The following is a 23,565-nucleotide window of genomic DNA, read 5'->3' on the forward strand; positions in this document are numbered from 1 at the left end:
GGCGTCGGGTGGTGACCGGGAGTATGACGACGGGCTCGGGTACGACGACCGTCGTGATGCCCGTGGAGCGGATTCCTACGACGGGCCCGGCTACGCCTCCTCCCACGGCCCGGCCGATGACGGCTACCGGCGGATGGACGCCGACGCCGACTACGACGAGCTGGGATACGGTTCCCCCTCGGCCCGGGGGGACGAGGGACGGGATGACGATCCGGACGGTCTGGACGCGGACCGTTTCGACGCCGGCGAGGGCACCCAGGCGATGCCGGTGCTCGGAGCGGACGACGAGGAGGACGAGGAAGGACGCGGTGGTCGGCACGGCTCCCGGGCACGGTACGACGACGTCGACGACCGGGAACCGGCCTCCGGCGACGACTACGACGACGACGTCGATGACCGCTACTATCCGGAGCCGCTGCCGGAGAATCGCGGTCGTGGTCGCAAGCGGGACAAGATCTCCGAAGAGTTCCCCGGCTTCAGTGGGCCCTTGGGCGGCGACCTCGACTCGGAGTACCCCGGATACGACAACATCGAGGTCTGGCCTGAGACCGATGGACTGGCCACGGCGACCGTCTGGCTCGGCGCTCTTTCGCTCATCCCCGGCCTGGGTTTGCTGCTGGCCGCGATAGCGCTGGTCCTCGGACCGAAGGCGCGACGCAACATCCGCAAGTCGCGGGGAACCCTCGAAGGGGAGCAGCTGGTCAAGACCGGCACGACCCTCGCCTTCGTCGGCATCGCGGTGAGCATCGCCGCCGGGGTCGGGTACGTCCTGCTCTAGGGAGTCGACTGTTCAGGAGGGGCCGGGCGCATCGCCCGGCCCCTCCGGTCGTGCAGCGCCGGCGTGGTGGGACGCAGTGGGGGGTGCGGCATGGTAAAGGGGATCGTCTGCGCGGAACCCGGAAATCAACGCGACCACTCTTGACAGGCCGTACACTGGAAGAGACCTACGGCAGCATGAGGCTGCGAGGTATGGGTACCAACGTTTCCACCGTCGTTTTGACCAGGTGGTTCAAATTAGGTACTCTTTAACTTCGTGCCCGTGAGTCTACGGGTCACACGTGTGCGCTTTTTACGTCTCGCTGCCGGCTGTTCCTGCGGGCGGCGAAGGCAAGAGCGGCGCGTGACACCTCCTCCCATGACAATCGACCACCAGGTCGGGCGTATTCGGTGCCGCCATGCGTGGATTCGAGCGCGACACGCCCGAGTGCGTGGGTCGGGGGGAACGGGAAATCCAGCAGGTCGATAGCGCAGCGGTTTGGTTATCGAGCCGGCGTAGGTCAAAGAGGGAAGACGGAGACGCGGTGCCCACGATTCAGCAGCTGGTCCGTAAGGGCCGGAAGACCAAGGTTTCTAAGAACAAGACCCCGGCGCTTAAGGGGAGTCCCCAGCGTCGCGGCGTGTGCACGCGTGTCTACACGACCACGCCGAAGAAGCCGAACTCCGCCCTTCGTAAGGTGGCTCGTGTCCGGCTGAGCAGCCAGATCGAGGTCACCGCCTACATCCCGGGTGTCGGCCACAATCTCCAGGAGCACAGCATCGTCCTGGTCCGCGGTGGTCGTGTGAAGGACCTTCCGGGTGTTCGCTACCGCATCGTCCGCGGCTCGCTCGACACCCAGGGTGTCCGCAACCGCAAGCAGGCGCGTAGCCGCTACGGCGCCAAGAAGGAGAAGTAAATGCCGCGCAAGGGTCCGGCGCCGAAGCGCCAGCTGATCACCGATCCTGTATACGGATCCCCCCTGGTCACCTCCCTGATCAACAAGGTGCTGCTGGACGGTAAGCGCTCCATTGCCCAGGGCATCGTCTACGAGGCCCTGGAAGGCGCTCGCGAGAAGACCGGGCAGGACCCGCTCGTTGTTCTCAAGCGTGCGCTCGACAACGTGAAGCCCGCCCTCGAGGTGCGCAGCCGCCGTGTCGGTGGCGCCACCTACCAGGTGCCGGTCGAGGTTCGCGCGTCGCGGAGCACCACCCTCGCGCTGCGTTGGCTCGTCCAGTACAGCCGCGCCCGTCGCGAGAAGACCATGACCGAGCGCCTCATGAACGAGCTGGTCGACGCCAGCAACGGTCTGGGCGCCGCTGTCAAGCGTCGCGAGGACACCCACAAGATGGCCGAGTCCAACAAGGCCTTCGCTCACTACCGCTGGTAATCCCCGCGGCTTTTCGATACGAGAGACCGAGAGAAGACGAGCCACATGGCTACCACTGCTCTTGACCTTGCCAAGGTCCGCAACATCGGGATCATGGCGCACATCGACGCGGGCAAAACCACGACGACCGAGCGGATCCTCTTCTACACCGGTGTTAGCTACAAGATCGGTGAAGTCCACGATGGCGCAGCCACCATGGACTGGATGAAGGAAGAGCAGGAGCGCGGCATCACGATCACGTCGGCCGCGACGACCACTCACTGGGACGACCACACGATCAACATCATCGACACGCCCGGCCACGTCGACTTCACGGTCGAGGTCGAGCGGTCGCTGCGTGTGCTCGACGGCGCGGTCACCGTCTTTGACGGTAAAGAGGGTGTCGAGCCCCAGTCCGAGCAGGTGTGGCGCCAGGCCGACCGGTACAACGTGCCGCGGATCTGCTTCGTCAACAAGATGGACAAGATCGGCGCCGAGTTCCAGCGCTGCGTCGACATGATCTCCGACCGGCTGGGGGCCAACCCGCTCCCCATCCAGCTTCCGATCGGTGCCGAGTCCGAGTTCAAGGGCGTCATCGACCTCGTCCGCATGAAGGCCTACGTCTGGAGTGACGAGGCCGCCAAGGGCGAGATGTACGACACCATCGAGATCCCGGACACGCACGTCGATGCCGCTCGCGAGGGCCACGACCGCCTGATCGAGATCCTGGCCGACGCCGACGACGAGATCATGGAGCTGTACCTGGAGGGGCAGGAGCCCACCCTGGAGCAGATCGTCCCCGCGATCCGTCGCGCCACCCTCGCCGGCACGGCCATCCCCGTGCTCTGTGGCACGGCCTTCAAGAACAAGGGCGTCCAGCCCCTGCTCGACGCGGTCGTCGCCTACCTCCCCTCGCCCCTGGACATCGACGAGATCGTCGGTCACGACCCCAAGGACGAGAGCGAGGAGACCAAGCTCTCGCGCAAGCCGAGCGAGGACGAGCCGCTGTCCGGCCTGGTCTTCAAGATCATGAGCGACCCGCACCTGGGCAAGCTGTCCTACGTGCGTGTCTACTCCGGTCGTCTTGAGGCCGGCACCCAGGTGCTCAACAGCATCAAGGGCCGCAAGGAGCGCATCGGCAAGATCTACCGGATGCACGCCAACAAGCGCGAGGAGATCGCCTCGGTTGGCGCCGGTGACATCGTTGCCGTCATGGGCCTCAAGGACACCACGACCGGTGAGACCCTGTGCGACCCCTCGTCCCCGATCGTCCTCGAGTCGATGACGTTCCCCGCCCCGGTCATCGAGGTCGCGGTGGAGCCCAAGACCAAGAGCGACCAGGAGAAGCTGGGCATCGCGATCCAGCGTCTGGCCGAGGAGGACCCGTCCTTCCAGGTCAAGACCGACGAGGAGACTGGCCAGACGGTCATCTCCGGCATGGGCGAGCTGCACCTCGAGGTGCTGGTCAACCGGATGCGCACCGACTTCAAGGTCGAGGCCAACATCGGCAAGCCCCAGGTGGCCTACCGCGAGACCATTCGCAAGAAGGTCGAGAAGGTCGAGTACACCCACAAGAAGCAGACGGGTGGCTCCGGCCAGTTCGGTCGCGTCATCATCGACCTTGAGCCCATCACCGCCGACGCCGATGGCGACGGTGCGGGTTACGAGTTCGTGAACAAGGTCACCGGTGGCCGGATTCCGCGGGAGTACATCCCCTCGGTCGACGCCGGTTGCCAGGAAGCCGCCCAGTTCGGCATCATGGCGGGCTACCCGCTCGTGGGCGTCAAGGTGACTCTGCAGGACGGCGCCTACCACGACGTCGACTCCTCCGAGCTCGCGTTCAAGGTCGCCGGTTCCATGGCTTTCAAGGAAGCGGCGCGCAAGGCCAAGCCGGTTCTCCTTGAGCCGGTCATGGCGGTCGAGGTCACCACGCCCGATGACTACATGGGCGATGTGATCGGCGACCTGAACAGCCGACGGGGTCAGATCCAGCAGATGGACGAGCGCTCCGGCGCCCGCATCATCAAGGCCACTGTCCCCCTGTCGGAGATGTTCGGCTACGTGGGCGACCTGCGCAGCCGTACGCAGGGTCGAGCGCAGTACACCATGGTGTTCGACTCCTACGCGGAGGTCCCGACCAACGTCGCGGAAGAAATCGTGTCGAAGGTCCGCGGCGAATAGCCGCACACGTAATCAGTCAGCTAAGCAACCCGTACGTCTAGGAGAAATCCAGTGGCGAAGGCCAAGTTCGAGCGGACCAAGCCGCACGTAAACATCGGCACCATCGGTCACATTGACCACGGTAAGACCACTCTTACCGCGGCGATCACCAAGGTTCTGCACGACGCTTACCCGGACCTCAACCCCTTCACGCCTTTCGAGGACATCGACAAGGCCCCTGAAGAGCGCGAGCGCGGTATCACCATCTCCATCGCTCACGTGGAGTACCAGACGGAGTCGCGTCACTACGCGCACGTCGACTGCCCCGGTCACGCGGACTACGTGAAGAACATGATCACCGGTGCCGCGCAGATGGACGGCGCCATCCTGGTCGTCGCCGCGACCGACGGTCCGATGCCCCAGACCAAGGAGCACGTGCTCCTGGCCCGCCAGGTCGGCGTGCCCTACATCGTGGTGGCCCTGAACAAGGCCGACATGGTGGACGACGAGGAGATCTTCGAGCTCGTCGAGCTCGAGGTCCGTGAGCTCCTCAGCGAGTACGAGTTCCCCGGCGACGACCTGCCGGTCGTGCGCGTCTCCGCGCTGAAGGCGCTGGAGGGCGACGCCAAGTGGGGCGAGGCCATCCTCGAGCTCATGACCGCCGTGGACGAGAACATCCCCGAGCCGGTTCGTGACGTCGAGAAGCCCTTCCTGATGCCGATCGAGGACGTCTTCTCGATCACCGGTCGCGGCACGGTCGTCACCGGCCGTATCGAGCGCGGTATCGTGAACGTCAACGAGACCGTCGACATCGTGGGCATCAAGGAAGACAAGCAGACCACCACGGTCACCGGCGTCGAGATGTTCCGCAAGCTGCTCGACCAGGGTCAGGCCGGCGACAACGTTGGCCTCCTCCTGCGCGGCATCAAGCGCGAGGACGTCGAGCGCGGCCAGGTTGTCATCAAGCCGGGCACCACCACCCCGCACCTCCAGTTCGAGGGCCAGGTCGTCATCCTGTCCAAGGACGAGGGCGGCCGCCACACGCCGTTCTTCAACAACTACCGTCCGCAGTTCTACTTCCGGACGACCGACGTCACCGGCGTCGTCACGCTGCCCGAGGGCACCGAGATGGTTATGCCCGGCGACAACACCGAGATGACCGTTGAGCTCATCCAGCCGGTCGCCATGGAGGAGGGCCTCAAGTTCGCCATCCGTGAGGGTGGCCGGACCGTGGGCGCGGGTCGCGTTACCAAGATCCTCAAGTAGCACGCCTGTAGTAGCGGGCGGTCGAGTCCGTCAGATCTGACTCGACCGCCCGCACCATGAAGGACGTCATCGGGCTCTGTAGCGGTGATGCCACCTCAGGGGACAGCCCTGTAGCAGTTTCTCAGGTGAATAGAGCCTCAAAAGGCGAAGGGCAAGTCCCAAGGCATCGCGCCTCTACGGACACTGAAGCGAAGGACGAAAAGGCCACCATGGCGGGACAGAAGATCCGCATTCGGCTCAAGGCCTATGACCACGAGGTCATTGACAGCTCGGCGCGTAAGATCGTCGAAACTGTGACGCGTACTGGCGCACAGGTTGCTGGCCCGGTGCCGCTGCCGACGGAGAAGAACGTTTACTGCGTAATCCGATCGCCGCACAAGTACAAAGACTCGCGCGAGCACTTCGAGATGCGTACGCACAAGCGGCTGATCGACATCATCGACCCGACGCCGAAGACCGTCGACTCGCTCATGCGACTCGACCTTCCGGCCGGCGTCGACATCGAGATCAAGCTCTAAGGGACGCTGAAGACATGACCAAGCAGATCAAGGGAGTTCTGGGCGAAAAGCTCGGCATGACCCAGGTCTTCGACGACGCCGGCAAGATGGTGCCGGTGACGGTCCTGAAGGCCACTCCGTCAGTCGTGACTCGCGTGCGCACCCCGGAGACCGACGGCTACTCGGCCGTGCAGCTGGGCTACGGCCAGATCAACCCGCGCAAGGTGAACAAGCCGCTCGGCGACTACCTGCGCAAGCACGAGCTGACCCCCCGCCGCCACTACGTCGAGGTCCGGACCTCCGACGCCAGCGAGTACTCGCTTGGCCAGGAGATCACCGCCGACATCTTCGAGGTCGGCCAGCGGGTCGACGTCACGGGCAAGAGCAAGGGCAAGGGCTTCGCCGGCGTCATGAAGCGTCACGGCTTCAAGGGCCTCAGCGCGTCGCACGGTACCCAGCGCAAGCACCGCTCTCCCGGTTCCATCGGCGGCTGCGCCACGCCCGGCCGCGTGTTCAAGGGCCTGCGGATGGCCGGTCGCATGGGCAACGTGCGCAAGACCATCCAGAACCTCACCGTGTTCTCGGTCGACACCGAGAAGGGCCTCATTCTGGTCAAGGGTGCGGTTCCCGGCCCCAACGGCGGCCTGGTGCTCGTTCGCACCGCCGCGAAGGGGGAGAAGTAAGTCATGGCGACCATCGAGGTCAAGAACCCCGACGGCGGCGCGGCCAAGGGCAGCCTTGAGCTTCCCGAGGCGATCTTCGGTCGACAGGTCAACATCCCGTTGATCCACCAGGTCGTCATCGCGCAGGAGGCTGCTGCCCGTCAGGGCACGCACTCCACCAAGACCCGCGGCGAGGTCCGTGGCGGTGGCAAGAAGCCGTACCGCCAGAAGGGCACCGGTCGCGCCCGGCAGGGCTCCATCCGCGCTCCGCAGTTCACCGGCGGTGGCGTGGTGCACGGCCCCAAGCCGCGCGACTACAGCCAGCGGACGCCCAAGAAGATGAAGGCCGCCGCCCTGCGCAGCGCCCTCTCCGACCGGGCCAACCACGGCCGCGTGCACGTCATCAGCGAGTTCCTCGCCGAGGACGTCATCACCAAGCGCACCAGCACTGCTCTGACCGCGCTGCGCACGATCACCCAGTCCGACAAGGTTCTGGTCGTCCTGGCGCACGCCGACGAGCACAACCGGGTCGCGCTGCGCAACCTGCCCGAGGTGCACATCCTCGACGCCGACCAGCTCAACACGTACGACGTGTTGTACGCGGACGACATCGTGTTCTCCGAGGCCGGTTACGAGGAGTTCCTGGCGCACGCCCAGGGCGCCAAGGCCACGGCGTCTCAGGAGGACGACCAGTGAGGATCCCCGACCCTCGGGACATCATCATCGAACCGGTGATTTCCGAGAAGAGCTACGGCCTGATCGACCAGAACAAGTACACGTTCATGGTCCGGCCCGACGCCAACAAGACCCAGATCAAGATCGCGATCGAGAAGATCTTCGAAGTGAAGGTCACCTCCGTGAACACGATCAACCGTCAGGGCAAGCGCAAGCGCACCAAGTTCGGTTTCGGGAAGCGTCCCGACACCAAGCGCGCGATCGTGAGCCTCAAGGACGGCGACCGGATCGACATCTTCGGAGTCTGATCCACCCGCTGTGCCGTTTCGTCTCAAGTAACACGTAAAGGAATGCGCGAAGAAGATGGGCATTCGTAAGTACAAGCCGACGACCCCGGGTCGCCGCGGATCGAGCGTGAGCGACTTCGTCGAGATCACGCGCTCGACCCCGGAGAAGTCCCTGGTCCGTCCGCTCCACTCCAAGGGTGGGCGTAACGGCCACGGCCGTATCACCGCTCGCCACCAGGGCGGCGGCCACAAGCGCGCCTACCGCGTGATCGACTTCCGTCGTCACGACAAGGACGGCGTGCCGGCCAAGGTCGCGCACATCGAGTACGACCCGAACCGCACCGCGCGGATCGCCCTCCTGCACTACGTGGACGGCGAGAAGCGCTACATCCTGGCGCCCGCCGGCCTCAAGCAGGGCGACAAGATCGAGAACGGCCCCACGGCCGACATCAAGCCGGGCAACTGCCTCCCGCTGCGCAACATCCCCACGGGTACGTTCGTGCACGCGGTCGAGCTGAAGCCGGGCGGCGGCTCCAAGCTGGGCCGGTCGGCCGGATCGCAGATCCAGCTCCTCGCCAAGGAAGGCGCCTACGCCACGCTGCGTATGCCTTCCGGTGAGATGCGCCAGGTCGAGGTCACCTGCCGGGCGACCGTTGGACAGGTCGGCAACGCCGAGCAGTCCAACATCAACTGGGGCAAGGCCGGCCGTATGCGGTGGAAGGGCAAGCGCCCGACCGTCCGCGGTGTGGCCATGAACCCGATCGACCACCCGCACGGTGGTGGTGAGGGTAAGACCTCCGGTGGTCGCCACCCGGTCAGCCCTTGGGGTAAGTCCGAGGGCCGTACCCGCAAGCAGGGCAAGGCCAGCGACCGGCTCATCGTGCGTCGGCGTTCCAAGAAGAAGCGGTAAGGAGCACGTCTGATGCCACGTAGCCTTAAGAAGGGTCCCTTCATCGACCACCACCTGCTCAAAAAGGTGGAGGACCAGAATGCGAAGGACACCAAGAACGTCATCAAGACGTGGTCCCGTCGCTCCATGATCATCCCGGAGATGATCGGGCACACGATCGCCGTCCACGACGGGCGCAAGCACGTTCCCGTGTTCGTGTCGGACTCGATGATCGGCCACAAGCTCGGCGAGTTCGCTCCCACGCGCACTTTCCGTAGCCACGTCAAAGAAGACCGCCGCAGCCGCCGTTAACGGCTGCTGTTCTGGTCGATTCAGAACCAATTCCCCACGGTGCGTGGGGGTGAGAATTCCGTGAGCGAGGGAAAAGCGATGGGAACGAGGGCACAAGCGCGGTTCGTCCGCGTTACGCCCCGGAAGGCCCGCCGAGTGGTGGACCTTATTCGCGGGCTGCCCGCTGGCGAGGCTCAGGCGGTGCTCCGGTTCGCGCCTCAGGCGGCAAGTGAACCGGTGGGCAAGGTGCTCGCGAGCGCCATCGCCAACGCCGAGCACAACGACAAGCTGGAGCGCGAGTCGCTGGTCGTCAGCAGTGCGTGGGTGGACGAAGGACCGACACTGAAGCGTATCCGCCCGCGGGGCTTCGGCCGCGCGTTCCGGGTCACCAAGCGTACGAGCCACATCACCGTGGTCGTCGGACCGCGTGAGAGCGAAAGGACCCGATAGTGGGGCAGAAGATCAACCCGCACGGGTTCCGCCTCGGTATCACCACCGACTTCAAGAGCCGGTGGTTCGCCGACAAGCTGTACAAGGACTACGTCAAGGAAGACGTAGCCATCCGCAAGATGCTGACCAGCGGCATGGAGCGCGCCGGGATCTCCAAGGTCGAGATCGAGCGCACCCGTGAGCGCGTCCGCGTCGACGTCCACACCGCCCGGCCGGGCATCGTCATCGGCCGCCGTGGTGCGGAGGCCGACCGTATCCGGGCCGGCCTCGAGAAGCTGACCAAGAAGCAGGTCCAGCTGAACATTCTCGAGGTCAAGAACCCCGAGATCGACGCCCAGCTGGTTGCGCAGGGCGTTGCGGAGCAGCTGTCCAGCCGAGTCGCGTTCCGCCGGGCCATGCGCAAGGCGATGCAGAGCGCGATGAAGAGCGGGGCCAAGGGCATCCGTATCCAGTGCGGCGGTCGTCTCGGCGGCGCCGAGATGTCGCGCTCGGAGTTCTACCGCGAGGGTCGGGTGCCGCTGCACACGCTGCGCGCCGACATCGACTACGGCTTCTTCGAGGCCCGCACCACCTTCGGCCGCATCGGCGTGAAGGTGTGGATCTACAAGGGTGAGGCTCCCGCTACTCGGGCCGAGCGCGAGGCGGCCCAGGCCGCGCAGCGCGCGCCCGGTGGCGGTGGCGGCGGCGCTGGACAGCGTCGCGAGCGCCCGCAGCGTCGTCGTCGCGGTGGTCAGGCCGAGGGCAAGGCCGGTGCTCCGGCCGAGACCGCGCCTGCCGCTGAGAAGACCGGAAACGAGGGGAGCTGACCCATGCTCATTCCCCGTAGGGTCAAGCACCGCAAGCAGCACCACCCCAGCCTCAAGGGGCACGCAAAGGGTGGTACGAAGGTCAACTTCGGTGAGTACGGAATCCAGGCTCTGGAGTCCGCTTACGTCACCAACCGACAGATCGAGTCCGCGCGTATTGCGATGACTCGTCACATCAAGCGTGGCGGAAAGGTCTGGATCACGATCTTCCCGGACCGCCCGCTGACGAAGAAGCCCGCCGAGACCCGCATGGGTTCCGGTAAGGGTTCCCCGGAGTGGTGGGTCGCTCCGGTCAAGCCCGGACGTGTGATGTTCGAGCTGGCGGGTGTGCCGGAGCCCATCGCGAAGGAAGCTCTTCGCAGGGCGATGCACAAGCTGCCGATGAAGTGCAAGTTCGTGAAGCGAGAGGCGGGGGAGTAATGGCTAAGTCCCTGACCGCCACTGAGCTGCGCGACCAGTCCTCTGAGGACCTGGTCGGCAAGCTCAAAGAGGCGAAGGAAGAGCTGTTCAACCTCCGCTTCCAGGCCGCCACCGGGCAGCTGGACAACCACAGCCGGTTGCGCACCGTCAAGCGTGAGATCGCTCGGATCTACACGGTGATGCGGGAGCACGAGCTGGGCATCGTGTCACTTGCTGCCGGCGAGTCGGCTGAGAAGACGAAGGAAGCAGCCGAATGAGCGACAACGCAGTGACGCGGGACCAGGAGCGTAACTACCGCAAGGTGCGCGAAGGTTACGTGGTCAGCGACAAGATGGAGAAGACCGTCGTCGTGGAGGTGGAGGACCGCGTGAAGCACCCGCTTTACGGCAAGGTCATCCGCCGCACCACGAAGTACAAGGCCCACGACGAGGCGAACTCCGCCGGAATCGGTGACCGGGTCCGCGTGATGGAGACCCGGCCGCTTTCCGCGACTAAGCGCTGGCGCGTCGTGGAGATCCTGGAGAAGGCTAAGTAAGGGTTCGCAGACGCGATCCCTGACCCCCGGCCGGCGGCCGATTCGTGGAGATCGGCCGCCGCAGTGGGGTGGACCACCTAGCAAGCGCGGGTCGTGAACCCGCGCGCATATATCAGGAGCAGACGTGATTCAGCAGGAGTCGCGACTCAAGGTCGCCGACAACACGGGGGCCAAGGAGATCTTGACCATCCGTGTACTCGGTGGCTCGGGTCGGCGCTACGCCGGTATCGGTGACACGATCGTGGCGACCGTTAAGGACGCCATGCCCGGCGCCGGCGTTAAAAAGGGCGATGTCGTCAAGGCCGTTGTCGTGCGCACTACCAAGGAGCGCCGCCGGCCCGACGGCTCCTACATCCGCTTCGATGAGAACGCCGCCGTGCTCATCAAGGACGGTGGGGACCCGCGAGGCACCCGTATCTTCGGCCCGGTGGGCCGCGAGCTGCGGGACAAGAAGTTCATGCGCATCATTTCGCTGGCGCCGGAGGTGCTTTAGGCGATGAAGATCAAGAAGGACGACGAGGTCGTCGTCATCGCCGGCAAGGACAAGGGCGCCACGGGGAAGGTCAAGCGAGCCATCCCCAAGGAGCAGCGTGTCGTCGTCGAGGGCGTCAACCTCATCAAGAAGCACAAGAAGGCAAACCAGGCGGGCGGCCAGCAGGGCGAGGTCGTTACCCTCGAGGCCCCGATCCACGTGAGCAATGTCGCGCTCGTCGAGGACGGCAAGCCCACCCGTGTTGGTTACCGCTTCGAGGAAGACGGAACCAAGGTTCGGATCTCCCGCCGTACTGGTAAGGACATCTGATGACGGTTACGAACGAGGTCGAGGCTCCGGCGCTTCCGCGCCTGAAGGAGAAGTACCGCGCCGAGATCATCTCGGGTCTGCGCGACGAGTTCGACATCAAGAACATCATGCAGGTCCCCGGTCTCACGAAGATCGTGGTCAACATGGGTGTCGGCGAGGCTGCGCGGGACGCGAAGCTGATCCAGGGGGCCATCGCCGATCTTACGGCGATCACCGGCCAGAAGCCCAAGGTCAACCGCGCCAAGAACTCCATCGCGCAGTTCAAGCTGCGCGAGGGCCAGCCGATCGGCGCCAGCGTCACGCTGCGCGGCGACCGGATGTGGGAGTTCCTGGACCGGCTGCTCTCCCTGGCACTTCCCCGTATCCGTGACTTCCGTGGTCTGTCCCCGAAGCAGTTCGACGGTCGTGGCAACTACACCTTCGGTCTCACCGAGCAGGTCATGTTCCACGAGGTCGACCCCGACCGGGTCGACCGTCAGCGCGGTATGGACATCACGGTCGTCACCTCGGCGACCAACGATGACGAGGGGCGCGCCCTGCTCAAGCGGCTCGGTTTCCCCTTCAAGGAAGCGTAGGGGAGATAGAGATGGCTAAAAAGGCGCTCATCGCCAAGGCGAACCGGAAGCAGAAGTTCGAGGTTCGCGCGTATACTCGATGCTCGCGGTGCGGTCGTCCGCGCGCGGTCTTCCGGAAGTTCGGCCTGTGCCGTATCTGCTTCCGCGAGATGGCGCACCGGGGCGAGCTGCCCGGCATCACCAAGTCCAGCTGGTAAAGAGCTCTGCGCGGGCCGGCCTGATCCAGGCCGGCCCCGGGCTCGCCGGCAGGCAGGCGGCCTCCCCCTCGGGTCCGGTCGCCTCGGCAACACATATTCAACCGACAGGGCACTGTGACGGGTGCTGCGCACCGACGTCACCGTGCCCATGACCACGCCGTAGGTCCTAGAGGAACTCCCGCCCCAGGCGGGGGAACGGGCTCAGAGGAAGAGACCCGTCCTTGGGGAAACCACAGCGAGGAAGGGCCAATCGGCCATGACGATGACCGACCCGATCGCAGACATGCTCACGCGTCTGCGTAACGCGAATTCGGCGTATCACGACACCGTGACGATGCCGTATTCCAAGATCAAGGCACACATCGCCGAGATCCTCCAGCAGGAGGGGTACGTCCAGGGCTGGCGTGCCGAAGACGCCGTGGTGGGCCAGAGCCTCGTGGTGGACCTGAAGTACGGTCCCACCCGTGAGCGCTCCATCGCCGGCGTCCGCCGCGTTTCCAAGCCCGGCCTCCGGGTCTACGCGAAGAAGGACAACCTTCCGCGGGTCCTGGGCGGCCTTGGTGTGGCCATCATTTCGACGTCCGGTGGCCTGATGACTGACAAGCAGGCCAAGAAGAACGGCGTGGGCGGCGAAGTCCTCGCCTACGTCTGGTAAAGGGAGAGATTTCAGCATGTCGCGAATCGGTCGACTGCCGGTCTCGGTCCCTAAGGGCGTCGAAGTCACGATTGACGGGCAAGACGTCAAAGTCAAGGGGCCGAAGGGCGAACTGAAGCACACCGTAACCCTGCCGATCACGGTCGAGCAGGAGAACGGCGAGATCACGGTCGCGCGCTCGGATGACAAGCCGGAGACGCGATCGCTGCACGGTCTGACCCGTGCGCTGATCGCCAACCTCATCGAGGGCACCTCGAAGGGGTACAGCAAGACGCTGGAGATCCACGGCGTGGGTTACCGCGTCATGGCCCGCGGATCGAACCTGGAGTTCGCTCTCGGGTTCAGCCACCCGGTCGTGGTGGAGCCCCCGGAGGGCATCACTTTCAAGGTCGAGAAGCCGACCCTGCTGCACATCGAGGGAATCGACAAGCAGCTGGTCGGGCAGGTGGCGGCCAACATTCGGAGCCTGCGCAAGCCTGACCCGTACAAGGCCAAGGGTGTGCGCTACAAGGGTGAGCACATCCGCCGCAAGGCCGGAAAGGCTGGTAAGTAAGCATGGCGAAGAAGAGGTCGTCGCTTACTCGCAAGGGCACTGCCGCACGCTCGGCCTCCCGGTCGCGCCGGCACCTGCGGGTCCGCAAGAAGGTTCAGGGTACGACCGCGCGTCCGCGTCTGGTCGTCACCCGGTCCGCCAAGCACATCGTCGCGCAGATCGTGGACGACACCCAGGGCCTGACCCTGGCGTCCGCCTCCACCATGGATGCCTCCATCCGTGGCGACGAGAGCAAGAAGACCGAGAAGTCGCAGAAGACGGGCGAGCTGCTCGCCCAGCGCGCGAAGACCGCCGGCGTGACGTCGGTCGTCTTCGACCGTGGCGGCTACCGGTACCACGGTCGCATCGCCGCGCTGGCCGACGGCGCGCGCGCGGCCGGGCTGGAGTTCTAGTGATGACTCCTGCCAACCGCATTTTCATCGACGGGAAGAGGAACCACTAATGGCTGCAGCTCCGCGGCGCGGCGCCGGTGGCGAGCGGCGCTCTGGTGGCCGTGACGATCGCCGCGGCGGCTCCGCCGACAAGGGTGTCTCCTACATCGAACGCGTAGTGAAGATCAACCGGGTCGCCAAGGTTGTCAAGGGCGGCCGGCGGTTCAGCTTCACCGCTCTGGTCGTCGTCGGCGACGGCAACGGCATGGTCGGTGTCGGCTACGGCAAGGCCAAGGAAGTTCCCGCGGCCATCGCCAAGGGTGTCGAAGAGGCCAAGAAGAACTTCTTCAAGGTCGCCCGGATCCAGGGCACGATCGTGCACCAGGTCCAGGGCGAAGACGCAGCCGGCGTGGTCATGCTCCGCCCGGCCGCTCCCGGTACCGGTGTTATCGCCGGTGGCCCGGTGCGTGCCGTGCTGGAGTGCGCCGGCATCCACGACATCCTGAGCAAGTCGCTCGGGTCGTCCAACCCGATCAACATCGTGCACGCGACGGTGGCCGCCCTCAAGGGCCTGAACCGTCCCGAGGAGATCGCGGCCCGCCGTGGGCTGCCGATCGAGGACGTCGCTCCGGCCGCCATGCTGCGCGCTCGCGCGGAAGCGAAGGCGGGGGCTTAAGTCATGGCGAAGCTGAAGATCACGCAGGTCCGATCCAAGATCGGCGGCAAGCAGAAGCAGCGTGACACCCTGACCACTCTCGGCCTCGGACGCATCGGCAAGGCCGTGGTCCGCGAGGACATTCCTCAGGTCCGTGGGCAGATCAACGTTGTCGCGCACCTCGTCACTGTCGAGGAGGTCAGCTGATGAGCGAGAAGTACTCTCCGGACGAGCTGCTCAAGATCCACCACCTGCGTCCTGCTCCGGGCTCCAACAAGGCCAAGACCCGCAAGGGCCGTGGCGAGGCGTCCAAGGGCAAGACGGCGGGTCGCGGTACCAAGGGCACGAAGGCTCGCGGTAGTGTCCCCGTCGGTTTCGAGGGTGGCCAGATGCCCCTCATCCGACGGATCCCGAAGCTCAAGGGCTTCTCCAACGCCAAGTTCAAGACCACCTACCAGGTCGTGAACTTGGACAGGATCAGCGAGCTGTACCCCGATGGTGGCGAGGTCACCGTCGAGGGTCTGGTCGCCAAGGGCGCGGTTCGCAAGAACCAGCTCGTGAAGGTCCTGGGAACCGGCGAGATCTCCGTGGCCGTCCAGGTGAGCGTCAACGCGCTCTCCGAGGCTGCCAAGGAGAAGATCGTCGCGGCCGGTGGCACTGCCACCGAGCTGTAAGCGAGATTCCCACGTGGATTCATGGGGCGTCTGCCGGGTAAACCCACTAGATTGGGTGGACCGGCAGGCGCCCCTGTCTTTTCCGGGGCCGCGAATTCTTCGGAGCGCGACTCCTGTGTGACCTGGAGTGATCAATTTTGAGTCCACTCTGGTCCACACCAATCCGCGGATGGCTGCTAATCTGCCATCTGCTTGCCAGACTTCCGGGCTCTACGTTCTCGCGTAGAGCTGACGATTACGACGATCCAGGATCGGCCGCGATGTCTCGATTCGGTCCCGCTGCCGAAGCCTCGCAGGAGGAGACGTGCTAAGTGCGTTCGTCCGTGCATTCCGCACGCCTGACCTGCGTAACAAGCTGCTTTTCACCCTATTCATCCTGACCATCTTCAGGCTCGGCTCGGTTATTCCGGCCCCTGGGGTCAACCCTGCTGTGATCAAGCAGTGTGTTGAGCAGGTCACGGACCCCGCAAGCGGCTCCAGCTCGGTGTACTCGCTGGTCAACCTGTTCAGTGGCGGTGCGCTGCTGCAGCTTGCGATCTTCGCGTTGGGCATCATGCCCTACATCACCGCGAGCATCATCTTGAACCTGCTCACGGTGGTGATCCCGCGGCTGGAGAGCCTGAAGAAGGAGGGCCAGGCCGGGCAGACCAAGATCACGCAGTACACGCGTTATCTGACGGTCGCCCTCGCGGTCCTCCAGGCCACCAGCATGATCGCCATGGCCCGCAGCGGGCAGTTGTTCCAGGGAACGTCCTGTCAGGACTCCAGCCAGTACATGAACCAGGACCTGATCACCCTCATCACGATGGTCTTCGTGATGACGGCTGGTACCTGCGTCATCATGTGGTTCGGCGAGATGATCACCGAGCGTGGCGTCGGCAACGGCATGTCGCTGTTGATCTTCGCGCAGATCGTCGCGGTCTTCCCCTCCTCCATGATGCGAATCTGGCAGGAGCAGAGCGTGTGGGTCTTCGCCATCATCTGTGTGGCGGGCCTCTTCCTCATCACGACGGTGGTCTTCATCGAGCAGGCGCAGCGCCGTATCCCGGTGCAGTACGCCAAGCGGATGGTCGGTCGCCGGATGTACGGGGGAAGCTCCACCTACATCCCGCTCAAGGTCAACCAGGCCGGCGTCATCCCCGTCATCTTCGCTTCGTCGCTGCTCTACCTTCCGCAGCTCGCGGTCGGCCTTATGGGTTCCGACTCCGAGAGTCCGGTGGTGAACTTCCTCACCAAGTACTTCGATCCCACGGGGACCCACCCGGTCTACATGGCAACCTTCTTCGCCATGATCGTGGGCTTCGCGTTCTTCTACGTCGCGATTACCTTCAACCCCACTGAAGTCGCCGACAACATGAAGAAGTACGGTGGGTTCATCCCGAGTATTCGCCCGGGGCGTCCGACTGCCGAGTACCTGGACTACGTCCTCACCCGGTTGACGACCCCTGGTGCGCTGTACCTGGGTCTGATCGCGCTGCTGCCGATGTTGGCTCTGGGAGCGTCCGGAGCCTCTGCGAACTTCCCGTTCGGCGGTACCAGCATCCTGATCATGGTCGGTGTCGGGCTGGACACGGTGAAGCAGATCGAGAGTCACCTCCAGCAGAGAAACTACGAAGGTTTTCTGCGATAGATGCGTGCCGTATTGGTGGGACCTCCCGGTGCCGGTAAAGGTACCCAGGCCCAGATCCTGGCGTCAGAGTTGTCAATTCCGAAGGTGTCCACCGGTGACATCTTCCGTGCCAACGTCAGTGGTGGCACGGAGTTGGGCAAGCAGGCAAGCGCGTTCATGGACCGGGGTGACCTCGTACCTGACGAGGTCACCAACGCCATGGTCAAGGACCGACTGGCAGAAGAGGACGCGCGGGACGGCTTCCTCCTGGACGGCTTCCCGCGCAACGTGGCCCAGGCGCGAACCCTGGACACGATGCTCGGCGAGTTGGACAGCCGGCTCGACGTGGTCCTCGAACTCGTTGTCGACGAAGAAGAGGTGATCCGTCGTCTCGCCGAGCGCGCGGCGATCGACCACCGCAGCGACGACAACGAGGAGACCATTCGTCACCGGTTGGTGGTCTACCGCGAGCAGACCGCTCCGCTGGTCTCCTTCTACGAGGAGCAGGGGCTTCTCGTGAAGGTCGACGCCATCGGTTCGGTCGAGGACGTCACCGAGCGGGCGCTTGCCGCGCTGAAGAGCAAGGCGTGATGTTTCGTAAAGGTCAGTCCAACATCCAGCTGAAGTCTCCGGCTGAGATCGTGAAGATGCGGGCTGCGGGCCAGATCGTGGCCCGCACGCTCGACACCCTGAGGGCGTCGGTTCGGCCAGGTATGACGACCCTCGACCTCGACGAGATCGCCGAGCGCAGCATCCGCGACGCGGGTGCCGTGCCGTCCTTCAAGGGCTACCACGGCTTTCCGGGGTCGATCTGCGCCTCGGTCAACGAGGAGGTCGTGCACGGGATCCCCAGCGCCGAGAGAGTACTCGCCGACGGCGACGTCATCTCCATCGACTGCGGGGCGATTCTCGACGGCTGGCACGGAGACTCCGCCATCACCGTCGCGGTCGGTGCGGTCCCCGATGCCGACCTCGCGGGAATGGCCGTCTGCGAAGAGGCCATGTGGCAGGGCATCGCGATGCTTCGCCCCGGTAACCGACTGGGCGACATCGGACAGGCGATCGGTGGTTACATCGCCTCGCAGGGCCGCTACGGCAACGTCCGTGAATACGGTGGCCACGGCATCGGCACCGAAATGCACATGGAACCGCACGTCCTCAACTACGCGCAGACCAGCCGCGGCATCAAGCTGGTCGAGGGCATGTGCCTGGCGATCGAGCCGATGGTCAACCTCGGCTCCCGCCACGTGGTCCAACTCGACGACGGTTGGACCGTTGTCACCCAGGACGGCAAGCGTTCCTCCCACTTCGAGCACTCGGTCGCCATCACCGCCGAGGGTCCTTTGGTTCTCACCGCCCGGGCGGAGAACCGGGACAAGATCGCCGACATGGGACTGCCCGACCCCGGCTTCTAGTCCGTGGCCGTTTCGGGGCTCGCGGTATTCTTCGCGAGTCCCGAGCGAGCCTTAGACTGGGGGCCACGATGGTGGTCGATGAGGTGGTGTGACGGTGTCCGAGTCAAGTCCCGAACTCAGGGCGTCCGACGGCGACCGCGACCTTGTCGCCAAGCGCCTGCAGGAACACTTCGCACAGGGCCGGCTGGACAGCGACGAATTCAACTCCCGTCTCGGATCGGTCTACCGTGCTCGGACCGCCCAGGAACTCGCGCTGGTCACCGAAGACCTTCCCGAACGCGATCTCGCCGACCTTCCCGGTCTGGTCGCCGGCTCCCCCGCCGGTGCCCGTCAAGGGGGGCTGCTCCGCGATCCCGCCCTGGTCATTCCGTGGCTCACGTGGGCCGGCGTCAACACGCTCTGCTTCTCCATCTGGTTGATGGTCTATCTCGGCGGCGGCACGCACTATCCGTGGTTCCTGTGGGTGGCGATTCCCTGGGGAGTGGTCATGCTGTTCGTGACGGCCGGAGTGGTCGCTCTCAACCGCGGACACGACCCGCAGTCCTGAGCCCCTGTCCGGCGGCGTGTAGGTGGCCGGGGCACTCGGTCCGATCCGTTAAACTGATTGTGCCCACACTCGGGTTGTTGGGTCAGTCTGCCTCCATTCGCGTCTGACGTTCACGTTGGCGTATGCTATTGCAGTTGACCTGAAGTTTCAGTGTTCAATTTCGCAGCCGGATCCGAGATCTCCATCAACGGGGTTCGTCGTGTCCGGTGCTTCCCCCGCGTGCGGGGGTGATTTCAGAAGGCGTGGAGGATATGGCCAAGAAAGACGGCGCCATCGAGATTGAGGGCTCCGTTATCGAGTCCCTCCCCAACGCTATGTTCCGAGTGGAGCTCGACAACGGGCACAAGGTCCTCGCGCACATCAGCGGCAAGATGCGAATGCACTACATCCGCATCCTTCCCGATGACCGTGTGGTCGTGGAGCTCAGCCCGTACGACCTCACCCGCGGGCGCATCGTTTACCGCTACAAGTAGCTTCTCCGCTCGCGCGCAGACCGTCGAGGTTCGGCGCGCAGGTGGACTCAAGTCCCGGAGCAACCCATGAAGGTCAAGCCGAGCGTCAAGAAGATCTGCGCGAAGTGCCGAGTGATCCGCCGCAACGGCCGGATCATGGTCATTTGCTCGGACCCGCGGCACAAGCAGCGTCAGGGCTAGTCCAGCTCTTCTCGGCGGCATCTCGGGTCGCGCACGGCCGTCACGGCCCGGCGCGGCGCACATGAAGAATCTCGTTCCGATCCCGGACCGGCGCATCGCGCCTGGAAGGGACCACCCCCGGTCGGAGGCCGGGGCCTCGTCGATTGGGCGATGAGAGGAACAGGGACGGGACAGACCTCCGCAAAGCACAAAGGAGTTCGCCCAGATGGCACGCCTTGCAGGCGTTGACCTCCCCCGCGAAAAGCGGGTGGAGATCGCTCTGACCTACGTTTTCGGGATCGGCCGCACGCGCGCGACCGAAACCCTCGCCAACACCGGTGTCAACCCCGACACCCGCGTTCACGCCCTCACCGAGGACGAGCTCGTCAAGCTCCGTGAGTGGATCGACGCCAACTACAAGGTCGAGGGCGACCTGCGGCGCGAGGTCGCAGCCGACATTCGCCGCAAGATCGAGATCGGTTGCTACCAGGGCATCCGGCACCGCCGTGGCCTTCCGGTCCACGGTCAGCGCACGCAGACCAACGCGCGTACCCGCAAGGGCAAGAAGAAGACCGTGGCCGGCAAGAAGAAGGTCGGCAAGAAGTAGTCCGTCCGGACTCGACCGTTTTTACGGGTCCGGAAGTCACAACGGACCGATGATCTTGGGAGTTTGAGGAATGCCGCCTAAGGGCCGTCAGGGCGCCGCGCGTAAGGTGCGCCGCAAGGAAAAGAAGAACGTTGTCCACGGACACGCTCACATCAAGAGCACGTTCAACAACACCATCGTGAGCATCACCGACCCGACCGGTGCGGTGATCGCGTGGGCAAGCTCCGGGCAGGTCGGCTTCAAGGGCTCTCGTAAGTCCACGCCGTTCGCCGCCCAGATGGCGGCCGAGGCCGCCGCCCGCCGCGCTCAGGAGCACGGTGTGCGCAAGGTCGACGTCTTCGTCAAGGGTCCCGGCTCCGGCCGCGAGACCGCGATCCGCTCGCTCCAGGCGACCGGCCTGGAGGTCGGCTCGATCCAGGACGTCACGCCGGTTCCGCACAACGGCTGCCGTCCGCCGAAGCGTCGCCGGGTCTGATCCCGGTCCCATTCGCACCGGTTGTGCCGTCCGCCTCGGCCGTCAGGCTTGGGCGGCGGCCCGACCGGGCACCTTCAAGGTAATAGTTGCGGCTCCACGCGCCGTGGAGCCGGCCAGTGGCCGTCATATAGCGGGCGGCCGTGGGAAAGGAAGTAACGGACAATGCTGATTGCTCAGCGTCCCACCCTGATCGAGGAGTCGATCTCCGAATACCGCTCCAAGTTCGTCATCGAACCCCTGGAGCCGGGCTTTGGTTACACGATCGGCAACTCGCTGCGTCGGACTCTCCTGTCGTCCATCCCCGGTGCGGCTGTCACCAGCCTGCGCATCGAGGGCGTCGAGCACGAGTTCACCACCGTGCCCGGCGTCAAAGAGGACGTCACCGAGATCATCCTGAACCTCAAGGGTCTCGTCGTCAGCTCCGAGCACGACGAGCCGGTGCTGATGTACCTGCGCAAGCAGGGCCCGGGTGTCGTCACCGCTGCTGACATCGCGCCCCCGGCCGGTGTCGAGGTGCACAACCCCGAGTTGCACATCGCGACCCTGAACAGCAAGGGCAAGCTGGAGATGGAGCTGACGGTCGAGCGCGGCCGCGGTTACGTCTCGGCGACGCAGAACAAGCAGCCCGGACAGGAGATCGGTCGTATTCCGATCGACTCCATCTACTCCCCGGTGCTGCGGGTGACCTACAAGGTCGAGGCGACCCGAGTCGAGCAGCGGACCGACTTCGACCGGCTCATCCTGGATGTCGAGACCAAGCCGTCCATCCGTCCCCGTGACGCGGTGGCGAGCGCTGGTAAGACCCTGGTCGAGCTGTTCGGTCTGGCCCGTGAGCTCAACGTCGACGCCGAGGGTATCGACATGGGCCCCTCGCCCACGGACGCGGCGCTTGCCGCGGACCTGGCGCTGCCCATCGAGGACCTCAACCTCACGGTGCGCTCCTACAACTGCCTGAAGCGCGAAGGCATCCACAGCGTGGGCGAACTTGTCGCCCGCTCTGAGCAGGACCTCTTGGATATAAGGAATTTCGGCGCGAAGTCCATCGAAGAGGTCAAGCAGAAGCTGATCGACATGGGGCTTTCGCTGAAGGACTCCCCGCCTGGGTTCGACCCCACGAGCGCGGCCGACTCCTACGGATCCGACGAGGACGACCAGTCCTACGTCGAGACCGAGCAGTACTAGCCCCGAAGACCTTGGTCGGCGGCCGAGTGCGGCCGGACCGATCGCACACTAGGAGAACGACACATGCCCACGCCCACGAAGGGCCCTCGCCTGGGTGGCGGCCCAGCGCATGAGCGGCTCATGCTGGCGAGCCTCGCGACTTCGCTGTTCCAGCACGGTCGGATCAAGACCACCGAGGCCAAGGCCAAGCGCCTGCGCCCCTACGCGGAGAAGCTCATCTCCCTCGGCAAGCGCGGCGACCTGCACGCGCGTCGCCAGGTGATGACCAAGATCCTGGACAAGGGCGTCGTGCACGAGCTCTTCACCGAGATCGGCCCGCGCTACGAGAACCGCAGCGGTGGCTACACCCGCATCACCAAGGTCGGTCCGCGCAAGGGCGACAACGCGCCCATGGCCGTGATCGAGCTGGTCGAGGCACTGGCTGCCCCGGCTGCCACCACGGCTCCGGCCCCTGCGCAGGAGACCAAGGCCGAGGACACCAAGGCCGAGGAGAAGTCCGCCGAGGCCGCCTCGGAGGAGACCGCTGCTCCGGCCGAAGGCGATGCCGAGGCTGCGGAGAGCACCGAGAAGTAAGGCGCTCGACGCCTGTATTCGCACCACAGGAGTGCCCGGTCCCCTCAGGGGCCGGGCATTCTTGGTATCCAAGGGGAACGGCTGTTGAACGACGAGGAACAGGTCTGGCTCCGACTCGACATCTCCTACGACGGCACCGATTTCTCCGGCTGGGCCCATCAGCCGGGGTTGCGCACCGTACAGGGGACGCTCCAGGAGGCGCTTGCCCGTGTCTTGCGGTTGGAACAAGAAGCCGCCATCGGCTGTGCCGGGCGTACCGACGCGGGTGTGCACGCTCGGGGTCAGGTCGCGGAGGTCGCGATCCCTGCTCGGCTGTGGGCCGAGGAAGGCGACCGGTTGCTGCGCAGGCTGGCGGGAGTGCTGCCCCCCGATGTTCGTGTACGCGCGGTCGGCCGTGCACCAGAGGGCTTCAGCGCGCGTTTCTCCCCCTTGTTCCGCCGCTACGTCTATCGGGTCAGTGATGCTCCGGGCGGGGTCGACCCGCTGCGCAGGAACGACGTGCTGTGGCACCGCCACCCGCTGGATGTGGACCTGATGAACCGGGCAGCGGCCAAACTGCTCGGAGAGCACGATTTCGCAGCTTATTGCCGCAGGCGTGAGGGAGCCTCCACCATTCGCGAACTTCAGCGGGTGGAGTGGGAGAGGGAGGGGGAGCACCTCTACGCCGGTACGGTCCAGGCTGACGCGTTCTGCCACAACATGGTCCGTGCCCTGGTCGGTGCGCTCCTGGCGGTGGGCGACGGGCGTCGGGGCCCCGACTGGCCGGCCGAGGTCCTGTCGGCCCGGGTGCGCGACTCTTCCGTGCATGTGGTGTCGCCGCGGGGGCTCAGCCTTGAGGAGGTGCGCTATCCCTCCGACGGCGAGCTGGCGGCACGAGCTGCGCAGACCCGCCGATTCCGTACGCTCGCCCCGAAAGACGCTTCCTGAGCGAAGGGCGCCGGACCGCAGAGAGGGCGGGAAGGGCCGGCCGGTCCGCGTAGCG

General features: G+C 65.1%; 36 protein-coding genes and 1 pseudogene. All 37 read left to right on the top strand.

The window, feature by feature from the left end; genetic code table 11:
• Window positions 1–778 (top strand): annotated as a pseudogene (locus QSJ59_RS17935) (hypothetical protein); the annotation flags it as partial.
• 523 nt (window positions 779–1,301) lie between these two features.
• Window positions 1,302–1,673 carry a 30S ribosomal protein S12 gene (rpsL, locus tag QSJ59_RS17940; RefSeq protein WP_133742145.1) on the top strand — a complete coding sequence of 124 codons (372 nt, stop codon included), beginning with the start codon at window positions 1,302–1,304 and terminating at the stop codon, window positions 1,671–1,673.
• Window positions 1,674–2,144 carry a 30S ribosomal protein S7 gene (rpsG, locus tag QSJ59_RS17945; RefSeq protein ID WP_285760764.1) on the top strand — a complete coding sequence of 157 codons (471 nt, stop codon included), beginning with the start codon at window positions 1,674–1,676 and terminating at the stop codon, window positions 2,142–2,144.
• Between the two features lie 45 nt (window positions 2,145–2,189).
• A complete protein-coding gene (fusA, locus tag QSJ59_RS17950; RefSeq protein WP_285760765.1) occupies window positions 2,190–4,304 on the top strand; it encodes an elongation factor G in 2,115 nt (704 codons plus the stop codon).
• Between the two features lie 51 nt (window positions 4,305–4,355).
• The gene (gene tuf / locus QSJ59_RS17955) at window positions 4,356–5,549 is read left to right on the top strand and encodes an elongation factor Tu (RefSeq protein WP_285760766.1); all 1,194 of its coding nucleotides are present in this window, start codon (window positions 4,356–4,358) and stop codon (window positions 5,547–5,549) included.
• Between the two features lie 209 nt (window positions 5,550–5,758).
• Entirely contained in the window at window positions 5,759–6,067 is a 309-nt protein-coding gene (gene rpsJ, locus QSJ59_RS17960) for a 30S ribosomal protein S10 (RefSeq protein WP_013156110.1), read from the top strand.
• Between the two features lie 14 nt (window positions 6,068–6,081).
• Window positions 6,082–6,729: a 50S ribosomal protein L3 gene (gene rplC / locus QSJ59_RS17965; RefSeq protein WP_285760767.1), complete on the top strand. Its 648-nt coding sequence runs from the start codon at window positions 6,082–6,084 to the stop codon at window positions 6,727–6,729.
• A gap of 3 nt (window positions 6,730–6,732) precedes the next feature.
• Window positions 6,733–7,404 carry a 50S ribosomal protein L4 gene (gene rplD, locus QSJ59_RS17970; protein ID WP_285760769.1) on the top strand — a complete coding sequence of 224 codons (672 nt, stop codon included), beginning with the start codon at window positions 6,733–6,735 and terminating at the stop codon, window positions 7,402–7,404.
• Window positions 7,401–7,691, top strand: a complete 291-nt coding sequence (rplW, locus tag QSJ59_RS17975) for a 50S ribosomal protein L23 (RefSeq protein WP_285760770.1) — start codon at window positions 7,401–7,403, stop codon at window positions 7,689–7,691. Before rplD ends, rplW begins: the two co-directional genes overlap by 4 nt.
• A gap of 55 nt (window positions 7,692–7,746) precedes the next feature.
• Window positions 7,747–8,580, top strand: a complete 834-nt coding sequence (gene rplB / locus QSJ59_RS17980; RefSeq protein ID WP_285760771.1) for a 50S ribosomal protein L2 — start codon at window positions 7,747–7,749, stop codon at window positions 8,578–8,580.
• A 12-nt stretch (window positions 8,581–8,592) separates the two neighbouring features.
• Complete coding sequence (gene rpsS, locus QSJ59_RS17985; protein ID WP_285760772.1) at window positions 8,593–8,871, top strand: 30S ribosomal protein S19; 279 nt, start codon at window positions 8,593–8,595, stop codon at window positions 8,869–8,871.
• Between the two features lie 78 nt (window positions 8,872–8,949).
• Window positions 8,950–9,300 (top strand): 50S ribosomal protein L22, encoded by a 351-nt coding sequence (rplV, locus tag QSJ59_RS17990; protein ID WP_285760773.1) that lies wholly within the window; start codon window positions 8,950–8,952, stop codon window positions 9,298–9,300.
• Window positions 9,300–10,106 (top strand): 30S ribosomal protein S3, encoded by an 807-nt coding sequence (gene rpsC / locus QSJ59_RS17995; RefSeq protein WP_285760774.1) that lies wholly within the window; start codon window positions 9,300–9,302, stop codon window positions 10,104–10,106. Before rplV ends, rpsC begins: the two co-directional genes overlap by 1 nt.
• A 3-nt stretch (window positions 10,107–10,109) precedes the next feature.
• Window positions 10,110–10,526: a 50S ribosomal protein L16 gene (gene rplP / locus QSJ59_RS18000; RefSeq protein ID WP_285760775.1), complete on the top strand. Its 417-nt coding sequence runs from the start codon at window positions 10,110–10,112 to the stop codon at window positions 10,524–10,526.
• Entirely contained in the window at window positions 10,526–10,783 is a 258-nt protein-coding gene (gene rpmC / locus QSJ59_RS18005; protein ID WP_285760776.1) for a 50S ribosomal protein L29, read from the top strand. Before rplP ends, rpmC begins: the two co-directional genes overlap by 1 nt.
• Entirely contained in the window at window positions 10,780–11,061 is a 282-nt protein-coding gene (gene rpsQ / locus QSJ59_RS18010) for a 30S ribosomal protein S17 (protein WP_285760778.1), read from the top strand. The genes rpmC and rpsQ overlap by 4 nt, the downstream gene beginning before the upstream one ends.
• 124 nt (window positions 11,062–11,185) lie before the next feature.
• Window positions 11,186–11,554 (top strand): 50S ribosomal protein L14, encoded by a 369-nt coding sequence (gene rplN, locus QSJ59_RS18015; RefSeq protein WP_285760779.1) that lies wholly within the window; start codon window positions 11,186–11,188, stop codon window positions 11,552–11,554.
• Between the two features lie 3 nt (window positions 11,555–11,557).
• Complete coding sequence (gene rplX, locus QSJ59_RS18020) at window positions 11,558–11,863, top strand: 50S ribosomal protein L24 (RefSeq protein WP_285760780.1); 306 nt, start codon at window positions 11,558–11,560, stop codon at window positions 11,861–11,863.
• Window positions 11,863–12,438: a 50S ribosomal protein L5 gene (gene rplE, locus QSJ59_RS18025; protein ID WP_285760781.1), complete on the top strand. Its 576-nt coding sequence runs from the start codon at window positions 11,863–11,865 to the stop codon at window positions 12,436–12,438. Before rplX ends, rplE begins: the two co-directional genes overlap by 1 nt.
• Before the next feature lie 11 nt (window positions 12,439–12,449).
• On the top strand, window positions 12,450–12,635 hold the full coding sequence (locus QSJ59_RS18030; protein WP_067964592.1) for a type Z 30S ribosomal protein S14: 186 nt from the start codon (window positions 12,450–12,452) through the stop codon (window positions 12,633–12,635).
• A gap of 256 nt (window positions 12,636–12,891) precedes the next feature.
• A complete protein-coding gene (gene rpsH, locus QSJ59_RS18035; protein ID WP_285760785.1) occupies window positions 12,892–13,290 on the top strand; it encodes a 30S ribosomal protein S8 in 399 nt (132 codons plus the stop codon).
• A 16-nt stretch (window positions 13,291–13,306) separates the two neighbouring features.
• Window positions 13,307–13,843 (top strand): 50S ribosomal protein L6, encoded by a 537-nt coding sequence (gene rplF / locus QSJ59_RS18040; protein WP_285760786.1) that lies wholly within the window; start codon window positions 13,307–13,309, stop codon window positions 13,841–13,843.
• A 2-nt stretch (window positions 13,844–13,845) separates the two neighbouring features.
• Window positions 13,846–14,235, top strand: a complete 390-nt coding sequence (gene rplR, locus QSJ59_RS18045) for a 50S ribosomal protein L18 (RefSeq protein WP_285760787.1) — start codon at window positions 13,846–13,848, stop codon at window positions 14,233–14,235.
• A 49-nt stretch (window positions 14,236–14,284) separates the two neighbouring features.
• A complete protein-coding gene (rpsE, locus tag QSJ59_RS18050) occupies window positions 14,285–14,890 on the top strand; it encodes a 30S ribosomal protein S5 (RefSeq protein WP_285760788.1) in 606 nt (201 codons plus the stop codon).
• Window positions 14,891–14,893: 3 nt separating this feature from the next.
• On the top strand, window positions 14,894–15,076 hold the full coding sequence (gene rpmD / locus QSJ59_RS18055; RefSeq protein ID WP_285760789.1) for a 50S ribosomal protein L30: 183 nt from the start codon (window positions 14,894–14,896) through the stop codon (window positions 15,074–15,076).
• Complete coding sequence (gene rplO / locus QSJ59_RS18060) at window positions 15,076–15,543, top strand: 50S ribosomal protein L15 (RefSeq protein ID WP_285760790.1); 468 nt, start codon at window positions 15,076–15,078, stop codon at window positions 15,541–15,543. The genes rpmD and rplO overlap by 1 nt, the downstream gene beginning before the upstream one ends.
• Before the next feature lie 304 nt (window positions 15,544–15,847).
• The gene (secY, locus tag QSJ59_RS18065) at window positions 15,848–17,173 is read left to right on the top strand and encodes a preprotein translocase subunit SecY (protein ID WP_285760791.1); all 1,326 of its coding nucleotides are present in this window, start codon (window positions 15,848–15,850) and stop codon (window positions 17,171–17,173) included.
• A complete protein-coding gene (locus QSJ59_RS18070) occupies window positions 17,174–17,743 on the top strand; it encodes an adenylate kinase (RefSeq protein WP_285760792.1) in 570 nt (189 codons plus the stop codon).
• The gene (map, locus tag QSJ59_RS18075) at window positions 17,743–18,567 is read left to right on the top strand and encodes a type I methionyl aminopeptidase (protein ID WP_285760855.1); all 825 of its coding nucleotides are present in this window, start codon (window positions 17,743–17,745) and stop codon (window positions 18,565–18,567) included. Before QSJ59_RS18070 ends, map begins: the two co-directional genes overlap by 1 nt.
• A 94-nt stretch (window positions 18,568–18,661) precedes the next feature.
• The gene (locus QSJ59_RS18080; protein ID WP_285760793.1) at window positions 18,662–19,114 is read left to right on the top strand and encodes a DUF1707 SHOCT-like domain-containing protein; all 453 of its coding nucleotides are present in this window, start codon (window positions 18,662–18,664) and stop codon (window positions 19,112–19,114) included.
• 251 nt (window positions 19,115–19,365) lie between these two features.
• Window positions 19,366–19,587, top strand: a complete 222-nt coding sequence (gene infA, locus QSJ59_RS18085; RefSeq protein ID WP_017593374.1) for a translation initiation factor IF-1 — start codon at window positions 19,366–19,368, stop codon at window positions 19,585–19,587.
• 66 nt (window positions 19,588–19,653) lie between these two features.
• Window positions 19,654–19,767: a 50S ribosomal protein L36 gene (gene rpmJ / locus QSJ59_RS18090; protein WP_013156136.1), complete on the top strand. Its 114-nt coding sequence runs from the start codon at window positions 19,654–19,656 to the stop codon at window positions 19,765–19,767.
• 205 nt (window positions 19,768–19,972) lie between these two features.
• A complete protein-coding gene (gene rpsM / locus QSJ59_RS18095; RefSeq protein ID WP_285760795.1) occupies window positions 19,973–20,353 on the top strand; it encodes a 30S ribosomal protein S13 in 381 nt (126 codons plus the stop codon).
• Window positions 20,354–20,423: 70 nt separating this feature from the next.
• Entirely contained in the window at window positions 20,424–20,828 is a 405-nt protein-coding gene (gene rpsK / locus QSJ59_RS18100; RefSeq protein WP_285760796.1) for a 30S ribosomal protein S11, read from the top strand.
• 162 nt (window positions 20,829–20,990) lie between these two features.
• Window positions 20,991–22,010: a DNA-directed RNA polymerase subunit alpha gene (locus QSJ59_RS18105; protein WP_285760797.1), complete on the top strand. Its 1,020-nt coding sequence runs from the start codon at window positions 20,991–20,993 to the stop codon at window positions 22,008–22,010.
• A 63-nt stretch (window positions 22,011–22,073) separates the two neighbouring features.
• Window positions 22,074–22,583, top strand: a complete 510-nt coding sequence (rplQ, locus tag QSJ59_RS18110; protein WP_285760799.1) for a 50S ribosomal protein L17 — start codon at window positions 22,074–22,076, stop codon at window positions 22,581–22,583.
• A gap of 84 nt (window positions 22,584–22,667) precedes the next feature.
• Window positions 22,668–23,510, top strand: a complete 843-nt coding sequence (gene truA / locus QSJ59_RS18115) for a tRNA pseudouridine(38-40) synthase TruA (protein WP_432707500.1) — start codon at window positions 22,668–22,670, stop codon at window positions 23,508–23,510.
• Window positions 23,511–23,565: the final 55 nt, after the last annotated feature.

Origin of the sequence: Nocardiopsis ansamitocini (assembly GCF_030268225.1) — a bacterium.
Lineage (GTDB): Bacteria > Actinomycetota > Actinomycetes > Streptosporangiales > Streptosporangiaceae > Nocardiopsis_D > Nocardiopsis_D ansamitocini.

Coding starts and splice junctions, on each gene's coding strand:
- rpsG (WP_285760764.1), top strand. CDS start 1,674: ATGCCGCGCAAGGGTCCGGCGCCGAAGCGCCAGCTGATCACCGATCCT.
- fusA (WP_285760765.1), top strand. CDS start 2,190: ATGGCTACCACTGCTCTTGACCTTGCCAAGGTCCGCAACATCGGGATC.
- rpsJ (WP_013156110.1), top strand. CDS start 5,759: ATGGCGGGACAGAAGATCCGCATTCGGCTCAAGGCCTATGACCACGAG.
- rplC (WP_285760767.1), top strand. CDS start 6,082: ATGACCAAGCAGATCAAGGGAGTTCTGGGCGAAAAGCTCGGCATGACC.
- rplD (WP_285760769.1), top strand. CDS start 6,733: ATGGCGACCATCGAGGTCAAGAACCCCGACGGCGGCGCGGCCAAGGGC.
- rplB (WP_285760771.1), top strand. CDS start 7,747: ATGGGCATTCGTAAGTACAAGCCGACGACCCCGGGTCGCCGCGGATCG.
- rpsS (WP_285760772.1), top strand. CDS start 8,593: ATGCCACGTAGCCTTAAGAAGGGTCCCTTCATCGACCACCACCTGCTC.
- rplV (WP_285760773.1), top strand. CDS start 8,950: ATGGGAACGAGGGCACAAGCGCGGTTCGTCCGCGTTACGCCCCGGAAG.
- rplP (WP_285760775.1), top strand. CDS start 10,110: ATGCTCATTCCCCGTAGGGTCAAGCACCGCAAGCAGCACCACCCCAGC.
- rpmC (WP_285760776.1), top strand. CDS start 10,526: ATGGCTAAGTCCCTGACCGCCACTGAGCTGCGCGACCAGTCCTCTGAG.
- rpsQ (WP_285760778.1), top strand. CDS start 10,780: ATGAGCGACAACGCAGTGACGCGGGACCAGGAGCGTAACTACCGCAAG.
- rplX (WP_285760780.1), top strand. CDS start 11,558: ATGAAGATCAAGAAGGACGACGAGGTCGTCGTCATCGCCGGCAAGGAC.
- rplE (WP_285760781.1), top strand. CDS start 11,863: ATGACGGTTACGAACGAGGTCGAGGCTCCGGCGCTTCCGCGCCTGAAG.
- QSJ59_RS18030 (WP_067964592.1), top strand. CDS start 12,450: ATGGCTAAAAAGGCGCTCATCGCCAAGGCGAACCGGAAGCAGAAGTTC.
- rpsH (WP_285760785.1), top strand. CDS start 12,892: ATGACGATGACCGACCCGATCGCAGACATGCTCACGCGTCTGCGTAAC.
- rplF (WP_285760786.1), top strand. CDS start 13,307: ATGTCGCGAATCGGTCGACTGCCGGTCTCGGTCCCTAAGGGCGTCGAA.
- rplR (WP_285760787.1), top strand. CDS start 13,846: ATGGCGAAGAAGAGGTCGTCGCTTACTCGCAAGGGCACTGCCGCACGC.
- rpsE (WP_285760788.1), top strand. CDS start 14,285: ATGGCTGCAGCTCCGCGGCGCGGCGCCGGTGGCGAGCGGCGCTCTGGT.
- rpmD (WP_285760789.1), top strand. CDS start 14,894: ATGGCGAAGCTGAAGATCACGCAGGTCCGATCCAAGATCGGCGGCAAG.
- rplO (WP_285760790.1), top strand. CDS start 15,076: ATGAGCGAGAAGTACTCTCCGGACGAGCTGCTCAAGATCCACCACCTG.
- QSJ59_RS18070 (WP_285760792.1), top strand. CDS start 17,174: ATGCGTGCCGTATTGGTGGGACCTCCCGGTGCCGGTAAAGGTACCCAG.
- map (WP_285760855.1), top strand. CDS start 17,743: ATGTTTCGTAAAGGTCAGTCCAACATCCAGCTGAAGTCTCCGGCTGAG.
- infA (WP_017593374.1), top strand. CDS start 19,366: ATGGCCAAGAAAGACGGCGCCATCGAGATTGAGGGCTCCGTTATCGAG.
- rpmJ (WP_013156136.1), top strand. CDS start 19,654: ATGAAGGTCAAGCCGAGCGTCAAGAAGATCTGCGCGAAGTGCCGAGTG.
- rpsM (WP_285760795.1), top strand. CDS start 19,973: ATGGCACGCCTTGCAGGCGTTGACCTCCCCCGCGAAAAGCGGGTGGAG.
- rpsK (WP_285760796.1), top strand. CDS start 20,424: ATGCCGCCTAAGGGCCGTCAGGGCGCCGCGCGTAAGGTGCGCCGCAAG.
- QSJ59_RS18105 (WP_285760797.1), top strand. CDS start 20,991: ATGCTGATTGCTCAGCGTCCCACCCTGATCGAGGAGTCGATCTCCGAA.
- rplQ (WP_285760799.1), top strand. CDS start 22,074: ATGCCCACGCCCACGAAGGGCCCTCGCCTGGGTGGCGGCCCAGCGCAT.